This is a genomic window from Psychrobacillus sp. FSL W7-1493 (assembly GCF_038004905.1).
In the GTDB taxonomy this organism is placed as follows: Bacteria; Bacillota; Bacilli; order Bacillales_A; family Planococcaceae; genus Psychrobacillus.
Genome location: NZ_JBBOSB010000001.1, coordinates 2,358,618 through 2,374,355 on the forward strand (window position 1 = coordinate 2,358,618; position 15,738 = coordinate 2,374,355).

At 35.1% G+C, this 15,738-nt stretch carries 25 protein-coding genes; 9 read left to right on the forward strand and 16 right to left on the reverse strand.

Going from position 1 to position 15,738, the window contains the following annotated elements; all coding sequences use genetic code 11:
* Positions 1 to 81: 81 nt before the first annotated feature.
* Entirely contained in the window at positions 82 to 201 is a 120-nt protein-coding gene (locus MKX96_RS11935) for an NUDIX hydrolase N-terminal domain-containing protein (RefSeq protein ID WP_340883751.1), read from the forward strand.
* 183 nt (positions 202 to 384) lie between these two features.
* On the opposite strand, the gene MKX96_RS11940 is transcribed toward MKX96_RS11935, so the two are convergent.
* The 6 genes from MKX96_RS11940 to yneA all read right to left on the reverse strand — a co-directional run bounded on the left by MKX96_RS11940 (position 385) and on the right by yneA (position 4,838).
* Positions 385 to 918 carry a hypothetical protein gene (locus tag MKX96_RS11940; protein ID WP_340883752.1) on the reverse strand — a complete coding sequence of 178 codons (534 nt, stop codon included), beginning with the start codon at positions 916 to 918 and terminating at the stop codon, positions 385 to 387.
* Positions 919 to 1,125: 207 nt separating this feature from the next.
* Entirely contained in the window at positions 1,126 to 1,347 is a 222-nt protein-coding gene (locus MKX96_RS11945; RefSeq protein WP_144537029.1) for a YneF family protein, read from the reverse strand.
* A 149-nt stretch (positions 1,348 to 1,496) separates the two neighbouring features.
* Complete coding sequence (gene tkt, locus MKX96_RS11950; protein WP_340883753.1) at positions 1,497 to 3,497, reverse strand: transketolase; 2,001 nt, start codon at positions 3,495 to 3,497, stop codon at positions 1,497 to 1,499.
* A gap of 86 nt (positions 3,498 to 3,583) precedes the next feature.
* On the reverse strand, positions 3,584 to 3,817 hold the full coding sequence (locus MKX96_RS11955; protein ID WP_169360804.1) for a DUF896 domain-containing protein: 234 nt from the start codon (positions 3,815 to 3,817) through the stop codon (positions 3,584 to 3,586).
* Between the two features lie 65 nt (positions 3,818 to 3,882).
* Positions 3,883 to 4,530, reverse strand: a complete 648-nt coding sequence (locus MKX96_RS11960; protein WP_298472271.1) for a YneB family resolvase-like protein — start codon at positions 4,528 to 4,530, stop codon at positions 3,883 to 3,885.
* Complete coding sequence (gene yneA, locus MKX96_RS11965) at positions 4,527 to 4,838, reverse strand: cell division suppressor protein YneA (RefSeq protein ID WP_298472269.1); 312 nt, start codon at positions 4,836 to 4,838, stop codon at positions 4,527 to 4,529. Before yneA ends, MKX96_RS11960 begins: the two co-directional genes overlap by 4 nt.
* A 173-nt stretch (positions 4,839 to 5,011) precedes the next feature.
* On the opposite strand from yneA, the gene lexA reads away from it, so the two are divergent.
* The 4 genes from lexA (at position 5,012) to MKX96_RS11985 (ending at position 8,193) form a co-directional block, all read left to right on the forward strand.
* Positions 5,012 to 5,632 (forward strand): transcriptional repressor LexA, encoded by a 621-nt coding sequence (gene lexA, locus MKX96_RS11970; RefSeq protein ID WP_169360801.1) that lies wholly within the window; start codon positions 5,012 to 5,014, stop codon positions 5,630 to 5,632.
* A gap of 252 nt (positions 5,633 to 5,884) precedes the next feature.
* Positions 5,885 to 6,334, forward strand: a complete 450-nt coding sequence (locus MKX96_RS11975; RefSeq protein WP_340883754.1) for a DinB family protein — start codon at positions 5,885 to 5,887, stop codon at positions 6,332 to 6,334.
* Between the two features lie 174 nt (positions 6,335 to 6,508).
* Positions 6,509 to 7,096, forward strand: coding sequence for a hypothetical protein (locus tag MKX96_RS11980; protein WP_169360799.1), 588 nt, complete (start codon positions 6,509 to 6,511; stop codon positions 7,094 to 7,096).
* A 500-nt stretch (positions 7,097 to 7,596) separates the two neighbouring features.
* Positions 7,597 to 8,193, forward strand: coding sequence for a hypothetical protein (locus MKX96_RS11985; protein WP_340883755.1), 597 nt, complete (start codon positions 7,597 to 7,599; stop codon positions 8,191 to 8,193).
* A gap of 84 nt (positions 8,194 to 8,277) precedes the next feature.
* Here the strand turns inward: MKX96_RS11985 and MKX96_RS11990 are convergent, their stop codons facing one another.
* On the reverse strand, positions 8,278 to 8,514 hold the full coding sequence (locus MKX96_RS11990) for a hypothetical protein (protein ID WP_340883756.1): 237 nt from the start codon (positions 8,512 to 8,514) through the stop codon (positions 8,278 to 8,280).
* A 324-nt stretch (positions 8,515 to 8,838) separates the two neighbouring features.
* Here MKX96_RS11990 and MKX96_RS11995 point away from each other — a divergent pair, with 324 nt between their 5' ends.
* Entirely contained in the window at positions 8,839 to 9,522 is a 684-nt protein-coding gene (locus MKX96_RS11995) for a hypothetical protein (RefSeq protein ID WP_340883757.1), read from the forward strand.
* A gap of 57 nt (positions 9,523 to 9,579) precedes the next feature.
* On the opposite strand, the gene MKX96_RS12000 is transcribed toward MKX96_RS11995, so the two are convergent.
* From MKX96_RS12000 to MKX96_RS12025, 6 genes are all read right to left on the reverse strand, one after another.
* Positions 9,580 to 10,269 carry an N-acetylmuramoyl-L-alanine amidase family protein gene (locus MKX96_RS12000; RefSeq protein WP_169360795.1) on the reverse strand — a complete coding sequence of 230 codons (690 nt, stop codon included), beginning with the start codon at positions 10,267 to 10,269 and terminating at the stop codon, positions 9,580 to 9,582.
* A 115-nt stretch (positions 10,270 to 10,384) separates the two neighbouring features.
* Entirely contained in the window at positions 10,385 to 10,654 is a 270-nt protein-coding gene (locus MKX96_RS12005) for a phage holin (protein ID WP_169360794.1), read from the reverse strand.
* A complete protein-coding gene (locus MKX96_RS12010; RefSeq protein WP_340883760.1) occupies positions 10,651 to 10,944 on the reverse strand; it encodes a hypothetical protein in 294 nt (97 codons plus the stop codon). The genes MKX96_RS12005 and MKX96_RS12010 overlap by 4 nt, the downstream gene beginning before the upstream one ends.
* A gap of 566 nt (positions 10,945 to 11,510) precedes the next feature.
* Positions 11,511 to 11,987: an ArpU family phage packaging/lysis transcriptional regulator gene (locus MKX96_RS12015; protein ID WP_340883761.1), complete on the reverse strand. Its 477-nt coding sequence runs from the start codon at positions 11,985 to 11,987 to the stop codon at positions 11,511 to 11,513.
* A gap of 383 nt (positions 11,988 to 12,370) precedes the next feature.
* Positions 12,371 to 12,535: a DUF3954 domain-containing protein gene (locus tag MKX96_RS12020; RefSeq protein WP_169360791.1), complete on the reverse strand. Its 165-nt coding sequence runs from the start codon at positions 12,533 to 12,535 to the stop codon at positions 12,371 to 12,373.
* Between the two features lie 66 nt (positions 12,536 to 12,601).
* The gene (locus tag MKX96_RS12025; protein WP_169360790.1) at positions 12,602 to 12,796 is read right to left on the reverse strand and encodes a hypothetical protein; all 195 of its coding nucleotides are present in this window, start codon (positions 12,794 to 12,796) and stop codon (positions 12,602 to 12,604) included.
* A gap of 219 nt (positions 12,797 to 13,015) precedes the next feature.
* On the opposite strand from MKX96_RS12025, the gene MKX96_RS12030 reads away from it, so the two are divergent.
* Genes MKX96_RS12030 through MKX96_RS12040 form a run of 3 tightly spaced genes read left to right on the forward strand, consistent with a single transcriptional unit; the run spans position 13,016 to position 14,240 of the window.
* The gene (locus MKX96_RS12030) at positions 13,016 to 13,342 is read left to right on the forward strand and encodes a helix-turn-helix domain-containing protein (protein ID WP_169360789.1); all 327 of its coding nucleotides are present in this window, start codon (positions 13,016 to 13,018) and stop codon (positions 13,340 to 13,342) included.
* Positions 13,343 to 13,369: 27 nt separating this feature from the next.
* Positions 13,370 to 13,816, forward strand: a complete 447-nt coding sequence (locus MKX96_RS12035) for an ImmA/IrrE family metallo-endopeptidase (protein WP_340883764.1) — start codon at positions 13,370 to 13,372, stop codon at positions 13,814 to 13,816.
* Positions 13,817 to 13,850: 34 nt separating this feature from the next.
* Positions 13,851 to 14,240, forward strand: a complete 390-nt coding sequence (locus tag MKX96_RS12040; RefSeq protein ID WP_340883765.1) for a hypothetical protein — start codon at positions 13,851 to 13,853, stop codon at positions 14,238 to 14,240.
* A gap of 107 nt (positions 14,241 to 14,347) precedes the next feature.
* Here the strand turns inward: MKX96_RS12040 and MKX96_RS12045 are convergent, their stop codons facing one another.
* From MKX96_RS12045 to MKX96_RS12055, 3 genes are all read right to left on the reverse strand, one after another.
* On the reverse strand, positions 14,348 to 14,770 hold the full coding sequence (locus MKX96_RS12045) for a nucleotidyltransferase family protein (protein ID WP_340883767.1): 423 nt from the start codon (positions 14,768 to 14,770) through the stop codon (positions 14,348 to 14,350).
* A gap of 129 nt (positions 14,771 to 14,899) precedes the next feature.
* A complete protein-coding gene (locus MKX96_RS12050) occupies positions 14,900 to 15,208 on the reverse strand; it encodes a hypothetical protein (RefSeq protein ID WP_340883769.1) in 309 nt (102 codons plus the stop codon).
* A 241-nt stretch (positions 15,209 to 15,449) separates the two neighbouring features.
* Complete coding sequence (locus MKX96_RS12055) at positions 15,450 to 15,734, reverse strand: hypothetical protein (protein ID WP_169360784.1); 285 nt, start codon at positions 15,732 to 15,734, stop codon at positions 15,450 to 15,452.
* Positions 15,735 to 15,738: the final 4 nt, after the last annotated feature.

Genomic DNA, 15,738 nt, shown 5'->3' on the forward strand with positions numbered 1-15,738 from the left:
AAAAAAATATTCCAATTTAATAATGTAATAAAAGGAGTTATATCAATTGGGGATTTTGCATTAATAAGGCGAGGATTATATATGGAAAATAAATTAAAGTTATTAGAACATGTTCGCTCGACAGCTCAGTTCGGGATAGAATATACACATAATCCGTATGATATTGAAAGGTATGAAATGATGCAGAGTACTTCGAATTAGCGAAATTAAGAAAAGCATTATTGGATTTGTAAATATCGTTCGACATTACTCGATACGCAGAGTAACACCTTTACTAGTAGAAAATACAAAAACAATCGACTAATCCTAAAATTCAATGAATCCAATTGAATGCTTCTATATTAAGACTTTAAGATTATACTTGAGTACCTAGTTGTACCTATATTAATCCAAAAATATATTTTCAATAGATTCGGATTCATTCTTATAAATTTTATACATAAAGTACATCAAAATAATAACAGCAAAAAGTAAAGATGATTCGCAAATGTGGTCCTCAGTGAGTATAGTTGTTTTAAGCGTGAATTCATTTGGTTTAATAGTAGCGATATGAATTTGATTTATTTTCACTTCTATCTCGTTGCTCCAATTTTCCTCAATTCGTATGTCTTGTTCATCAATATTTCCTAAAACACAAAAGTAGAGTAGGCTATTCCCTTGCTTATCTTTCAAAAAATAGGTCTTCTCTTCTGTTTCAATGATGTATGTAGCAACAAGAAAGTTTTTGATATTTCGTTTTTTAATCCCGATCTTAATTTCGGATCCCTTGTGAGCAGTAAATGACACTACACTTCCCTTTTCACATCTTGAAATATCTGCTTCTTCAATGGTTCCAACACTCTCTTTCTCCCTGTTTTCCACTTGAATAGCATTCTTTTTTTTCATGTATAACACATCATTGAATTGATATTGTTTCATTTGTATCTCACCTTTCTCAGTGGCTTATTCATGGTTATACATTTTTTATATCCCTCACTCTAATACTTATTACGATTTAAGCAATATTAAGTTTCAACTACATAATTATTCTATAATTTGGCCGGATTGTTCATAAAAAAAGACTATAGACAACTCAAATATAAATGAGTTGTCTATAGTCAGAAAGCACTTTGCTAAGTGGCTTTATTATTTATTTTGCATTTTATTCATTTGGTTCATCATTTGTTTCACTTGTTTTTCGGATGGTTTACGACCCATCTGTGCCATCATCATACGTAGCATTTGTTCGTTGATTGGTGGATTTTCTTTCAAATATTTCATCATATATTGACGTGCTGCAAAAAATCCAATTACAACACCACCGATTAAAGCGACAATTACTATAACAACCCATATCCAAGTATCCAATGTTTTTCCTCCTTTACCAACTTCTCTACGTGTACAAGACACCAATTGAAATTATACTATAAATTGGCTAGGCATTCTATATAATTTCTTTTAAAAAATAGCAATTCGAATACTTTTAAGACCAAGTATTCGAATTGCACATAAGAATATTATTTTTGTAGTAAGTTTTTCATTTTAGAAACAACATTTTCTACATTAAATCCGTATTCTTTCATAACGATTTCACCAGGAGCACTTGCACCGAATGTATCGATTGCAATTACGTCCCCTTCGAATCCAACATAACGATGCCAACCAAGAGAAGATCCCATCTCAATCGCAAGACGTTTTGTTAAATTAGAAGGTAGTACTGCATTTTTATATGCAGCATCTTGTTTTTCAAATCTATCCCATGAAGGCATAGAAACTACAGAAACTTGGATTCCTTCATCCGCTAAAGCTTTTTGAGCTTCTACTGCTAGCCCAACCTCTGAACCAGTTGCTAATAAGATACCTTCTGCATTTTCTGCTGGAGAAACGACATAAGCACCTTTTGCAACTCCCTCACTTGCTTGTTCCACAGAACCTTTTAGTGTTGGTAGATTTTGACGTGATAGAACTAATACAGTCGGTTGATCTTTAGAAGAAACAGCTAGCTTCCATGCTTCAGCAGTTTCGTTTGAATCAGCTGGTCGTATAACTGATAGACCTGGCATCGCTCTTAGTGATGCTAAGTGCTCAACTGGCTCATGAGTTGGACCATCTTCTCCTACTGCAATACTGTCATGTGTAAATACATAAGTAACTGGTAATCCCATTAAGGCAGATAGACGAATTGCTGGTCGAACATAATCACTAAATACGAAGAATGTACCGCCAAATACATGAAGACCACCATGTAATGCCATACCGTTAAGTGCAGCTCCCATTGCAAATTCACGTACTCCAAACCAGATGTTTTTACCTGCATAGTTTTCAGCAGAGAAATCGCCAGCATTTTTAATAGTAGTTTTGTTAGAACCAGCTAAGTCAGCACTTCCTCCAAAGAATGAAGGTAGATTCTGAGCAATTGCGTTAATTGCTTCTCCTGAAGCAGCACGACTTGCCTGTGAAGAACCTTCTTCATATGATTTAAGAGCATCTGCAAAGTTTGCAGGCATTTCTCCTTTAATCGCTTGATTTAAAGTTGCTGCTAATTCTGGGAATTCTTTTTCATATGCTGCAAATTTATCATTCCAAGATGCTTCTTCTTGAACGCCTTGACGTTCTGCAGCTTCCTTGAAAGTCTCGTATACTTCCTCTGGAACATAGAAATCTTCCTCAAATAACCATTTGTACTCTGCTTTAGCTAAAAGAGATTCTTCTTTTCCAAGTGGCATACCATGCGCATCTGCTTTACCTGATCGGTTTGGTGAACCAAATCCAATGACTGTTTTAACTTCGATAATAGTTGGCTTATCATTTTGTGATTTAGCTTTATCGATAGCAGCAGAAATAGCTTCGATGTCATTTCCATCTTCTACGTATATATGATTCCATCCATAAGATTCAAAACGCTTAGCTATATTTTCAGAGAAAGATTTATGTAAATCTCCATCTAATGAAATATCATTACTATCATACAATACGATTAATTTATCTAACTTCAAGTGGCCTGCTAGTGAAATAGCTTCAGCAGCTACACCTTCCATTAAATCCCCATCGCCACATAACGCGTACGTATAGTGATCAACAACAGAGTGTCCTTCTTTATTATAAGTGGCAGCTAAATGAGCCTCGGCCATTGCCATACCTACAGCCATACCAATTCCTTGTCCTAATGGACCAGTAGTTGCTTCTACCCCAGCAGTGTGGCGGAATTCTGGATGTCCGGGAGTTTTAGAGTTCCACTGTCTGAAGTTTTTAATCTCTTCCATTGGAAGATCATATCCGCCAAGATGTAGCAAGCTGTATAACAGCATAGAGCCATGACCAGCAGATAAAACAAAACGGTCGCGGTTAAACCAATTAGGGTTGCTCGGATTGTGGCGTAAATGTTTTGTCCATAACGTATAAGCCATTGGTGCAGCCCCCATTGGAAGACCAGGGTGACCAGAGTTTGCTTTATCGATTGCATCGATAGAAAGAGTACGTATAGTCGTAATTGCTAATAAATCTGATTGTAATGACATGAATGACATCCTCTCGAACAAATTTTTTTCTATATTATTAGTGTAGACAACAATCTCTGTATTATCAAGGTTTCTAAAATGATTAGTTAATTCAGAAATTTACCCTTTTTTGCTTGCTGGACCTTTTCTGGCGTTACATCATTTCCAGAAGGGTCAATAACTTTCACATGTTCAATTGTATCTCTCATCGTCGCTCTAAATGTTTCCAAATATTCTTTGCGTAGTGCACTTTGTTCTTTTGCCTCTTCAATAGATAATCCACTAGACTTAGATTTCTTTGACAGCTCGTTTATACGTGCTAATTTTTCTTTACTTAACATTTAATTTCATCCTTTCAGCTATCTCTTATATAAAGGTATGAAAAAAACACACGAAGTGCAAGTCTTTACTCTTCGTGTGCTTCTTTATATTCAATATATCTTCTATGTACGGTAGCTTTACTTATATGAAATCCTAACCCTTTGAGAGTAGATGTAATTTCCTCATAAGTTAGTCCTGCATTTCTTAACCGGACTATTTCATCAACCGGTATATCTATACGATCTCTTCCTTCAGGATTCCCTCGAGTTTTTAAATTCTTTTCTGGCTTATAACCTTGCGAGATTGCTCGTTTCATCCCACGTTTAATTTTGGCGTTGTGAATTTTGCGTTGATACTCCTCAACTAGGGCAAGAATTTCTAAAAGCATAGAATCCATTTCATTAAGGTTTAATATCCCTTTATCTTGCAATGTAAATACGGTAGTATTCGTTTTCTGCAGCATATGAAGGACTGCCATTCTCCCATTTCCTCTGCCGATTCTAGTTTCATCTTGGACAAATACAGCTTTAATATCATTTTCCTTCACATAATTAAGCATTTCTAGTAGGCCATCTCTCTCCACATCGTACCCACTATGCTGGTCTAAGAATACTTGAGAAACCTCATAACCTTGTTTTGTTGCAAAATCTATTAACTCTTCTTCTTGTCTCTCTAGTGAAGTTTCTTGAGTAGACTTGTCTGTACTTACCCGACAATAAATAACTGATTTCATTCTCCTGCTACCTCTGTTCCATAATTTAAGTGATAGTTCTCACTTACCTTTGGAATTACTATAACATCTCCTGGTTTAATAGAGGTATCATATAAATTATTCATTTCGATAACTTTACTTATCCAGTCTTCTTTTGAATCTTTTACTCCATATTCACTAGCAAGTCCCCAAAGGGAATCTCCTTGTTCTATATGAATTTCGTAATCTTTTTCTGCCGAGATTGTATGTGTAATAGCCATAGTTGTTATGAAAATTAGATTAAGTCCTAAAAATAACGCTAAAAAATAATTGTTTTTTACCCAATTCATGTTAAAACCTCCAAATAAGAATGTTTGTTCGTATCTATATTTTAATACTAATGCGAACATTTGTTTTTGTCAACATATTTTAGAACCTATGTTTGCATATTGTATAGGACACTGTTATACTATTAACAAGTATTAATATAGTAGGTAATTTATTACTAAAAGAGGTGAACTCATTGAAGAAAGCGTCGAAAAGACAGGAAGATATTTTAGCTTTTATAAAAGAAGAGGTTCGTAAAAAAGGCTATCCACCTTCCGTACGTGAAATTGGCGAGGCTGTTGGACTTGCCTCAAGCTCTACAGTGCATGGTCACTTAGCAAGATTAGAGAGTAAAGGGTTAATTCGGAGAGATCCTACAAAACCACGCGCTATTGAAATATTGGACGGTTTGGAAGTTTCTGTGGAAAGACAGGGTGTTGTGCATGTTCCTTTGGTTGGTAAAGTTACTGCCGGTATGCCTATAACAGCTATTGAAAATGTTGAAGAATTTTTTCCTTTACCTGAAACGTTTGGTACATCGGACGACCATCTATTCATGTTAGAAATTATGGGTGACAGTATGATTGAAGCTGGAATCTTGAATGGAGATTATGTTGTGGTTAAACAACAACAATCTGCTAATAATGGGGATATTGTAGTTGCAATGACTGAGGACGACGAAGCTACTGTGAAACGGTTCTTTAAAGAAAAAACATATTTTAGATTACAACCAGAAAACTCGACTATGGACCCTATTATTGTGAACCAAGTTTCGATTTTAGGAAAAGTAGTTGGAGTTTACCGACATATCCACTAATAATCTCTTGACTTATTTCCGTATCATAGTATGATTACGTAGAGCCGATATCATATCTAAACTAGAAAGTGGACATTTCTGTTTAGATCATCGAAAAACCCCTTCACATTTATATGTGAGGGGGTTTTGTTTTTACTAATAATTTCTTATCTTGCTTTTACACCTTAAGTCTACACTTCCCCCTCGTCTTTTTATGAAAGAACTTAACAAAAGAGAATCATAATCTACTAACCGTGGAAAGGAAGATTCAAATTGCAATTTCCTTATCGTAACGATTTTCGAAAAACCTTAATACCTTACCTTAAAAATTTGTCTGTTGAAAATTGGGTGAAAGTTCACCCTAATTACTCTAATAATGTAGCCTGGGTAGTATCTCATATAGCCACAAGTGAGGATTTCTGGATCAATGAAATAGCTTTTAAAAAGAAACCTAAAGTTACTGTTGATGCTTATTCACCACCTCGAGAAATCTTAACAGCTTACGAGGAAATCAGAATGGAAACTGATTTTATTCTTAACTCTTTGGATGTTTTACAATTTGACCAGCTTATAGACGTGCCATCATTTTCTGACGGGTGGATCCCTCCATCAGTTCCGACAATTGGTTGGGTATTTCAGCATGTGTATGGTCACGAGGCCTACCATATTGGTCAACTAGCTGTGATTGCCCATCTGAACCAATTTGAAAAACCATTATTCTAACAACTATTACATACATTTCTACTAAAAAATATTAAATACTCTATTTTTCATTTATTTTATACAATTTTCTCCTTTTTTGGTTTTTCTTTTTGCGACGAAGGGTAAAGTTTTATAGTTCAAGAAAAACCTTCCATATATGTGTGTTACAACCTAAATAAGAAAAGGAGAGAAAATATGAGGAAAGGACTAAAATTATTATTTTTACTTTCGTGCACTATTTACTTAGTTGCCTGTAATTCAAATGAAGAGGTTACTCCCCCAATAGCTGACAAGGAAAAACGACCAATAGAACTTAAAGCTAGTAAAACAGAGGCAGAAATGGTATCTACTAAAGTACCTGAAAATTTTAAAGATCGAGAAGCTGTTGAAACGTATGTCACGGAAGTTAGGGAAATTTATATGGAGACTACTAATTTAGGAGCTCAGTGGGATGCTCTAAGAATAGGCTCCTCCACAGGAGAGGTAACTCCTCCAGAATTCGCTGAAGTAATCAGAACAGATTTGTTACCCCAAAACATGGCTATTATTGAAGTAATTGAAGCAATAGTCCCTCCGAATGATGAAATTGCTCGTACCCATGAACTTTTCATAGACGCAATCAATAAACAGCATATAGCATTTAGTGAGGTTGCTACTGCTATGGACACATACGATTCCAATAAAATGACTAAGGCGAACGAAATTTTGAGTGAGGTAAGAAAACTTGATCGCGAATTTGGAAGAGAGATGGAGAATTTACTACTTGAATATAATATAGATTGATTTGTAAAAAAATCACATATACACCAAAAGACATTAAGATGGCATGATATATTCATGTCCATCTTTTTTTATTTCCAAGACCCTCCTTCCCTATTTCAAAACATCTGAGTGAATATAACTTCTGACAGACGCTTTCAGTTGTTTAGGTTAAGCCATCATCCTGGTGTCGTGACCTGCTGCTACAATCACTTATTTGTAAATGTTAGCGTTTAATCAGGATTATGCTATTTATATTTTTATATCCCCTTAAAACACCCTATTACCAACACACAAAAGCTATTTTACAAGCGATCATTAACCAAATAGCAGTGACTTCATTTTTTCATCTGAATATATTAAGTAAGTGATTTTTTATTCATCGAAAATAAAAAGAAATCAGCTTAGGAAGGTCTTAGTATGTCCTTCACTGGTATCGCATTTGTTAGCCCGTTTAAAAGATGTATGAAAGATCCGTGTACTAAAAATATAGTACTTTCCAATTACAGGAAGGGGTTAATAAAATGAAGAAATGGTTCATGATAGGGTTAACTTCCCTTATTCTAGGAGTGACTGCCTGTTCTCCATCTTCAAAGGAAGCAAAGCCCGAGAAGGAAACGGTGGAAGTCGTCAAAAAGGAAGAAGAGTCTGAAACTAAAGTAGAAAAAGAAGTTACGAAGGAAGAAGAAAAAACAGAAGTTGTGACAGCCGACAAGGAATTGATACAGTATTATGTTGATGATGTACGAGACGCTTATATGCAGGTATCTGACTTAGCGGTACAGTGGGATGAACTTAGAATGGGTGCATCAAATGGTGAAATCGATAGCTATACATTTGCTACTGCCATTTATGAAGAAATACTGCCGCAAAATATGTTTGTACTAGAAAACATAGAAGCAATCATTCCCCCTAATGATGATATTGCAGCTACCCATGAGTTACTAATAGATGCCATTAGCAAGCAGCACATTGCATTTAGTGAGGTTGCAGCCGGCATGGATGCCAACGACCCAGATAAAATTACAAAGGCAAATGAAATTTTAAATGAAGTACGAAAATTGGATCGTGAGTTCGGCAGAAAAATGGAGACACTCATCAAGGAATATGGAATAGATTAATATAGCTATAATAAAGAAAGAATATAAAAAATGGGCTGGTAAACATTTTGCCAAGCTCATTTTTTAATATAGTACAAACTTAGTTTAATAAGGTTTAAATAAACTGATTATAGCCATTAAAACTAGTATCAAAGAGATCATCATAAATGTATAACCCATAAATACTTTGTTCACTTTTTTTAAATCGTTTAACCCTAATAGAAAACAATTTGCACCTATGAACAACGCCATAAAAGGTAATAAATTCAGTTCGGTTAGTAAATCTAAAACTCCAAATACAATTGCACATACCAACAAGGTTACTCTTATTTTTTCTAACATCAATGTATCTCTTCATTTGTCGCATTCCTGATAAACCTTTTACACTACCTGCTGCAATATCTATTACGCATAATATTTATAGTGGAATGTATCTTTCTCCCCTAATCTATAGAAGTAGACACTTCATATATCCCCTGTAAAAAAATCACCAAAATAATTTTATTCTCGCCACGTCTTCATACACTATTCTCCTTTCTAACAATGAACTCCTTTATCTTTCCTTTTTTAGTAATTAAATCTCTATCATAACTCATAAAAAATAACATTATTGGGCAACCTCTTAATGTTTAAACAAATCTTTTCTTATGATTGGTGGAGAAATATATGGGAAAGTCAAAAAAGCCGTTTTATAAAAAGTGGTGGTTCTGGGTAATCGTCATTATTATAATCATTGTATTAACTACAGGTGGCGGAGATGAAGACGCTAAAAATGATACCGCAACCGATCAAACTACAAACAAAACGGATGATACCACTACCTCTGACAAACCTACAGAGGAAAAGGAGGAAACCAAAAAGAAGGATGACGGGAAGATTAAATCGGGGACTTACAAGGTTGGGACCGATATTCCAGCTGGAGAATATATAGTGTTTGCAAAAGGCTACACGTATATCGAGAGCTCTAAAGATAGCTCCGGAGCATTGGAAAGTATTATTTTCAACGATAACTTAAGTAAGGGTGCAAATTCCTATGTGACTCTTAAAGATGGGGAATATTTTAAATTCCAGGATGGAGAAATGTATGCGGTAGACCAGGCACCTTCAGTTATTCCAGAAGACAATGTCTACACGGATGGTATGTATAAGATTGGAAAAGATCTCCCTGCAGGAGAATATAAGATCACTTTAGGTACAGATTCTGAATTAGGTTATTACGAAGTATCTAAGAGCAGCTCTCATCAGCTGGAAGATATCGTAACGAATGAAAATGTACAAGCTGATACTTATTTAACTGTTTCAGATGGTCAGTATTTGAAGCTGCAAGGTGTAACCATTAATACAAAGTAGAGGAAGAAAAGCGTGGAGTAAATATACCCCGCGCTTTTTCTTTTTGATGCATCCTTCTTATTTTACTCTTAATACTTGACCAACATAAATCGTATAATTGGAGTCTAGACCATTCCAATCTTTTATCTGCAGAACTGTACTACCGTATCTTTGGCTAAGTCCATAGACAGTGTCTCCGCTTACAACCGTGTGATAAACAGCTGTAGCCTTTTTAGGAAGCCCAAAGGACTTTACGATACCATTTACATGACCTCTAGCTAAAGATTCAATGAAAGAGGAAGTCTTGAGCTTAGCTGCATCGTTGGCATTATCAATAAACCCGTTTTCTGTAAGAATCGAAGGCATATTCGATTCACGTAGGACATGGAAATTAGCTGTTTTCTTTCCTCTATCCGAAAAATTAACAAGCTTCAATATTTCAGAGTGAATATTCGTTTGATACGTAGTAGTAGGAGAGCCGCTACCTGGATATATATAATCCTCATAGCCTGTCCCACCTCCAGCATTAATATGAATTGAAACAAAATAATCGGCTCCCCAAGCATTTGCTTGGTTCGTGCGCTCCTGTAAAGACAAAAATGAATCTCCCGTCCGACTCATCAAAATACTTACGTTGTTGTATTCTGCCAAAAGGATATTTTTTACACGTGTCGCAATTTGCAGCGTTAAATTTTTCTCCTGTAAGCCATTCCCCACTGCTCCTGGATCTGTTCCTCCATGACCTGGATCAATAAAAATTTTTACCATAATCAATCACCTCTTCTAATTTTTTTTGTTTTTTATCAAAGACATTTTTTCTTACCTTTTACTACACCAATGGAATCACCCCTTTCAATAAAAAGAGCCACCCATAGAGGGCAGCTCAATTTGGTTTTCTATATGTTAATGCTCTTTTACTATCAGATAAATGCTGTGTCGTAGGATCTTGTACCAACCCAATCATAGAAAACAGACCAAACACTACATTTACAACTGCTAGCATCCACGTCTCTAGTTCATGAGATAAAGTATATTCTGTAATCTTTAGGTGTTTGAAAGCAATAAGCAAGAGCTCTGTTAAAATAAACAATTGGGATAGGAAGCCCATGACCCAAATCTTATTTTGCAAACGAACCTTCCAGTTAATGTTCATACATTTGCCACCTCCTGTATAAGCGACAATTCTTCGATTCGTCTGTTCGCTAGTTTATTACCTTCCTCTATTCGAGTTAATCTTTCCGATAAACTCTCCCGTTGCTTTTCCAACGCCTTTATTTCTCTTTGAATTACCTCCACTCCCCTGCTGATCGTATCGAGCTTTGTTTCAATCACCGCAGTTCTAGCAGCCTCCGCCTTCACATCCTTGTCTCTGTTGCGGCTATAAGTGAGTAATCCTACAAGAAAACCTAATACTGTACATCCCATCCCGATAAATAATTCCATTCCCTCACTCCTTTTGGGGAAAGAAAAAGAACGTTCCCAAAATAGGAACGTCCTTTTTGTTTCTCCGTTATTTTTTTATCTCTTCCTAATTTATATTAAAACATATTAATATCGAAAATTTGTGCCATCAATGTGCCATCTTTTGTGGAAGGATTTCAAAAAAATTTCTATATCAGAAAGCAGAATTGATTTCCGCGCCAGCCGGACGCTTTTTCGTGGGGTGAGCGTTAAGCCATCACCCGTCGCTTACGCGCGCGGATGTGATGTCTTAACTGTCTCACTCATCCCACAGGAGTCGCCGTCTTTCGCTCCAATCAATAAATGGGGAACGCAAGCTTCATTCATAGAATCCATTTATAAAATTATCTTACATAAAAAGAAAAGAATAGCTTACTCTGATCACATTTGAATTGTACCTTTGTACTGGTTACGGTCATGATAAAAGCAAAATTTTTAGTCAAAATTCAACAGGATAATTATTTCTAAAAATCTATCATCCCCCAAAGGATTTTTGTCAAATATTCTATAGGTTATATTAAATCATACTTTAAACAAAATAGTGTGCCTTAAAAGTGCCATTCTAATTCTCCTTTTAATACACTCAACTCATTATTTAAACTCTCCCTTTTTTCTTTCCATACAACTATGTCCATAGCTATTGCAAGCTTCTGAAAGGCAGATGCTTTAATACGGTAATACTGACGATGAGACAGATGTAGTTCGGTGTAAACTTCATAATCATATACCTCTTCCTTACCAAAATATTTCATCGTGATGATCGATCTTTCTTTATAGGATAATTTATTAACCGCACTTATTGTTTTCTCCATCACTTTTTCTCTTTTTCTTGCATAATCAACATTTTTCAAAGCAGATTTTTCTGTGGATGAACCATTAAAACCACCTGAGGGAGGGACTAGAGAATACTGAGTTGTGATAGTAGGCAGATTATCAAGAGAAGATTGAAGCATATACATCCTGAATTCTGCAATAGAACGTTCTACTGCCTTTTTGGTCTTTTTAGAATCTATTTGTGAGTTCATATTAAATACCCTCCTTTAAAATAGTAAAATCATTTTTCCCATTAGACCCCGAGGGGCAAGGCGATGAAGCTAGACAATAAGAAAAGCGTAATCGCCTGTCACTGTCCCGACAGGCAAATGGGAAAAAGCGAGGAGGCAGTTCCTCAGCCACCGGAGCTTTTATCCATTTGACCCCGAGGGGCAAGGTGATGAAGCTAGACAATAAGAAAAGCGTAATCGCCTGTCACTGCCCCGACAGGCAAATGGAGAAAAGCGAGGAGGCAGTTCCTCAGCCACCGGAGCTTTTATCCATTTGACCCCGAGGGGCAAGGCGATGAAGCTAGACAATAAAAAAAGACACAAAACTTGGATTCAAGTTTGTGTCCTGGTTATTCCAGTAACGATTATATTCTTTTAGTTGATTGAATCTCAATATGGGTAGGCTTTCCATTTTGCCATGTGATAATTTGTTTACCGAACCCATATTGTGGGGTTTCCACTAACTTCATCTTTCCGTCCTTAATCAGACATACGGCTTGTTCCACTTGACTCTTCTCTTCATTTTTCATACATATCTCCTCCCTTCCTCTAACTATGGCAGGCTTATAAACAATGATTTTATTCAAAGATTCTTATTACCATCGACTAAACATACTTGCTAGCAGGCTTTTATGGTAGTGATTAAATTTGGCCTCCCCCGACTGTTCCTTTACTTTAAGATATTCCTCATACCCCCTACTTTTTGAAACGACAAACCACATTTCATAAGGATCCTTCAGCTTCCCATCATTGAAATACCATACATCTAACAAATAGGCGTCTTGCTTCATATTATTTCTCCCTTCATTAAAGTAACCATTTTGGTGACTTTAACTTAAAATTTTTTATTTTGCTACTTACCAAATTGCTTAATCGAACTTGTGGAAATAATATATCACCATATTGGTTACTTGTAAATGGTAGAATAGCATTACTTATAAATTTAATTCCCATTTTGGTGACTTTATTATATAATTGAATAATCACTAATGCAGGAGGAAAAACAGAATATGGAACTGACTAATTACGTAGGAGAACAGATTAAAAAATGGCGCATCATGAGAAATATGAACCAAGAAGAATTGGCTGAAAAGTTGCATACGACAAAACAAACTATTTCCCGTTACGAAAAAGGAGAAAGGAAGGCCAATCAAGAAATACTATATGAGCTAGCTAAAATCTTAAATGTGTCCATTAATGAGTTTTTCCCACCATTGGAATCTAAAAAAGAAAAAAACATCGTAACCATAGCTGCGCATATAGATGAGGATGTCACTGAGGAAGAGATGGAAGATATTAAAAAATATATTGAGTTTATCAAGTCCCAAAGAAAATAAATTCTCTTATTATAGGGGTGTATTTGCATGAGTTATGAAAAGCTTTTGATGGAATATCCACAAATCTGCATTATAGAAAAGGATTTGCCAAAAGGACTTTCAGGGCTATACTATGACAATAATATTGAAATTAATAAGTCACAGTCCTCCTATGAAAAACATTGCATATTGGCTGAAGAGCTTGGTCATTATGAAACAACTGTTGGGAACATTACGGATTTAAATAATACTAACAATCAAAAGCATGAGCTAATTGCAAGAAGATGGGGGTACGAAAAAATAGTCTCTCTCGATCATCTAGTCGAATGTTATCTTCACGGGTATACGACTGCAGAAGAAATTTGCTTGCATCTTGAGATTACTCCAGGCTTTTTAAATGATGCATTAAAGGTTTATAAGCAACGTTTTGGGATTTCCGTACACTATAAAAATTATGAATTATTTTTTGACCCTTTAAATATCACCAAGAAATAAGTGTATAATAACCCATTATGAAGGAGGAAACTCTATGAAACCGAAAAATATTATTGGATTGTCTGTAAGCTTCATTTTACTCGTGTATTTATTCACTTTTCTATTTATCAGAAAGGCTATCATGCTAGCAGATATTCCTGTTAATTACAAAATGCATGAATTGGATAACTTTTTCTTTCTAGTTTTACTTTCCTCCTTTATTCTAGTCGTATTCTTATTATTTTCCGATAGATTTCTAAAAATAAACTTAGTCATTTTAGCTTTGTTAACAGCCGTAAGAACAGGCTATTATTTTCAAGATAAAACAACTTTTAATAGTCCTATGACTAATGATTTAAATGAATATTTAATTTGGATGTTTTTATTTCCGCTAATCATTGGCCTTGTCCTATTAATTACTCACAATCGACCTAAGGTAACATAATTCCATCTATTTACTGACAGCCATACTTCTGTAACGTTTTATTTTGTTACTTGGACTTCTGAAAGCTTGAATAATATAAAAGTTTATGGATGCTCCTCCCCTATGTATTACCAAGCTATAATCTCCAGTAATGGCCACTTTTCTTTCCATTTCGTCGATTTGTTCTCATAAATCTCTTTAGTAACTAATAGTTTGTTAGGTCTAACAACCATCGCGAACAAATCATTTAAACCATACGGAGAATATATGGTGTACAATCCATTATGCTCTAACCTAACCCCTATAGCAGTCGCTGTCGTCGGCCAGCTGTCAATTGCTTTCTCAATCGACATATATGGTTTAATAGGAAAACCAAATTTACTTTCATACCAAAAATGTACTCTTGCTTGATTTTTTACGTCTAACTTAAAAGAAAAATCACCAAGAATTCTCTCTAATTCTTTCTTTAGCTTTGTTTCATGATGTGCATCTAAATTATATTTATCGTAATATATAATGTCGATGTCTGAAATACCATACTCCAGATCCAAAAAGTAGCAAGTCATCATTCAGAAGATTAAACAAAAAAGAGTCACGTTACCTTAATCGGAAGCGGGATTTTTACATATAGCGCTATTTTAAAAATCTATGTTTTATAAGAGTAGCGTAAATTAACGTATTTATTCTGCTACCGCAAAGTTTGAACGTTCCAATATACTTCCATTCTTATCTATCTCATAATAAATATTTGGTAATGGTTTTTCGAAAGTTGGTTCTTTAGAGATAATCATGATAATCCAACCTCGATCTGTCTCTTCTGTATCCCAAATCTCAAAGTCTTTAAAATTTGGTTTAAATTTAGGCGCATCCTCTAAAGCAATTTTTTCAGCTTCTCCTTGTGTAATTTTTTTCTCAGTTCCACATGCTCCTAGAAACAGTATCAAGAAAAAAACTAAAAAATAAATACTTTTTATAATTCTCATTGCCAAATACACATCCTTATATTTCAATACTTAACACTAAGAATATATTAACAATCAGAAAAAATAATTTATTTGGATATCCTGATATTTCGTTCCATATAGTATTTGTAACACTACCTGCTCCCACATAATATTCAAATGGCGGATCTAATTGCATGAGAGCTCTCAATACACTACACTACTCATAGATTTGCTTTTTTTTAGTGTTTCTAACAATCTATCCTCATACAAAAGGTTTCCTCCCATTTTAATCATTCATAGTCCAAACTCTATATAAAATTTTATCGTTTACATTTATTTTATCTCTGTGCACAGCAACCTTCACATTTAGGTAATCAGCCCATTTTGGTAGAAGTTCACTGAGACTAGCGGTCACCTTTTCATCGGGAGTGGCATATCCAACATTCTTTTTATTTACTAAGCAATCCAAGAAATCTACATACAATGAATCGGACCACTCGTATACTTCCATTTCCATATCGAAAATCCTATTATCCTCCGCGTATTGACCATTTATCCATTGTATTTCCATTCCC

Coding starts and splice junctions, on each gene's coding strand:
- MKX96_RS12020 (WP_169360791.1), bottom strand. CDS start 12,535: ATGAAAAATGAAGAGAAGAGTCAAGTGGAACAAGCCGTATGTCTGATT.
- MKX96_RS11935 (WP_340883751.1), top strand. CDS start 82: ATGGAAAATAAATTAAAGTTATTAGAACATGTTCGCTCGACAGCTCAG.
- MKX96_RS12030 (WP_169360789.1), top strand. CDS start 13,016: ATGGAACTGACTAATTACGTAGGAGAACAGATTAAAAAATGGCGCATC.
- MKX96_RS12015 (WP_340883761.1), bottom strand. CDS start 11,987: ATGAACTCACAAATAGATTCTAAAAAGACCAAAAAGGCAGTAGAACGT.
- yneA (WP_298472269.1), bottom strand. CDS start 4,838: ATGAATTGGGTAAAAAACAATTATTTTTTAGCGTTATTTTTAGGACTT.
- MKX96_RS11995 (WP_340883757.1), top strand. CDS start 8,839: ATGGGAAAGTCAAAAAAGCCGTTTTATAAAAAGTGGTGGTTCTGGGTA.
- MKX96_RS11955 (WP_169360804.1), bottom strand. CDS start 3,817: ATGTTAAGTAAAGAAAAATTAGCACGTATAAACGAGCTGTCAAAGAAA.
- MKX96_RS12025 (WP_169360790.1), bottom strand. CDS start 12,796: ATGAAGCAAGACGCCTATTTGTTAGATGTATGGTATTTCAATGATGGG.
- tkt (WP_340883753.1), bottom strand. CDS start 3,497: ATGTCATTACAATCAGATTTATTAGCAATTACGACTATACGTACTCTT.
- MKX96_RS12035 (WP_340883764.1), top strand. CDS start 13,370: ATGAGTTATGAAAAGCTTTTGATGGAATATCCACAAATCTGCATTATA.
- MKX96_RS11990 (WP_340883756.1), bottom strand. CDS start 8,514: ATGTTAGAAAAAATAAGAGTAACCTTGTTGGTATGTGCAATTGTATTT.
- MKX96_RS12005 (WP_169360794.1), bottom strand. CDS start 10,654: ATGAACATTAACTGGAAGGTTCGTTTGCAAAATAAGATTTGGGTCATG.
- MKX96_RS12040 (WP_340883765.1), top strand. CDS start 13,851: ATGAAACCGAAAAATATTATTGGATTGTCTGTAAGCTTCATTTTACTC.
- MKX96_RS12000 (WP_169360795.1), bottom strand. CDS start 10,269: ATGGTAAAAATTTTTATTGATCCAGGTCATGGAGGAACAGATCCAGGA.
- MKX96_RS11980 (WP_169360799.1), top strand. CDS start 6,509: ATGAGGAAAGGACTAAAATTATTATTTTTACTTTCGTGCACTATTTAC.
- MKX96_RS12055 (WP_169360784.1), bottom strand. CDS start 15,734: ATGGAAATACAATGGATAAATGGTCAATACGCGGAGGATAATAGGATT.
- MKX96_RS11940 (WP_340883752.1), bottom strand. CDS start 918: ATGAAACAATATCAATTCAATGATGTGTTATACATGAAAAAAAAGAAT.
- MKX96_RS11960 (WP_298472271.1), bottom strand. CDS start 4,530: ATGAAATCAGTTATTTATTGTCGGGTAAGTACAGACAAGTCTACTCAA.
- MKX96_RS12010 (WP_340883760.1), bottom strand. CDS start 10,944: ATGGAATTATTTATCGGGATGGGATGTACAGTATTAGGTTTTCTTGTA.
- MKX96_RS11985 (WP_340883755.1), top strand. CDS start 7,597: ATGAAGAAATGGTTCATGATAGGGTTAACTTCCCTTATTCTAGGAGTG.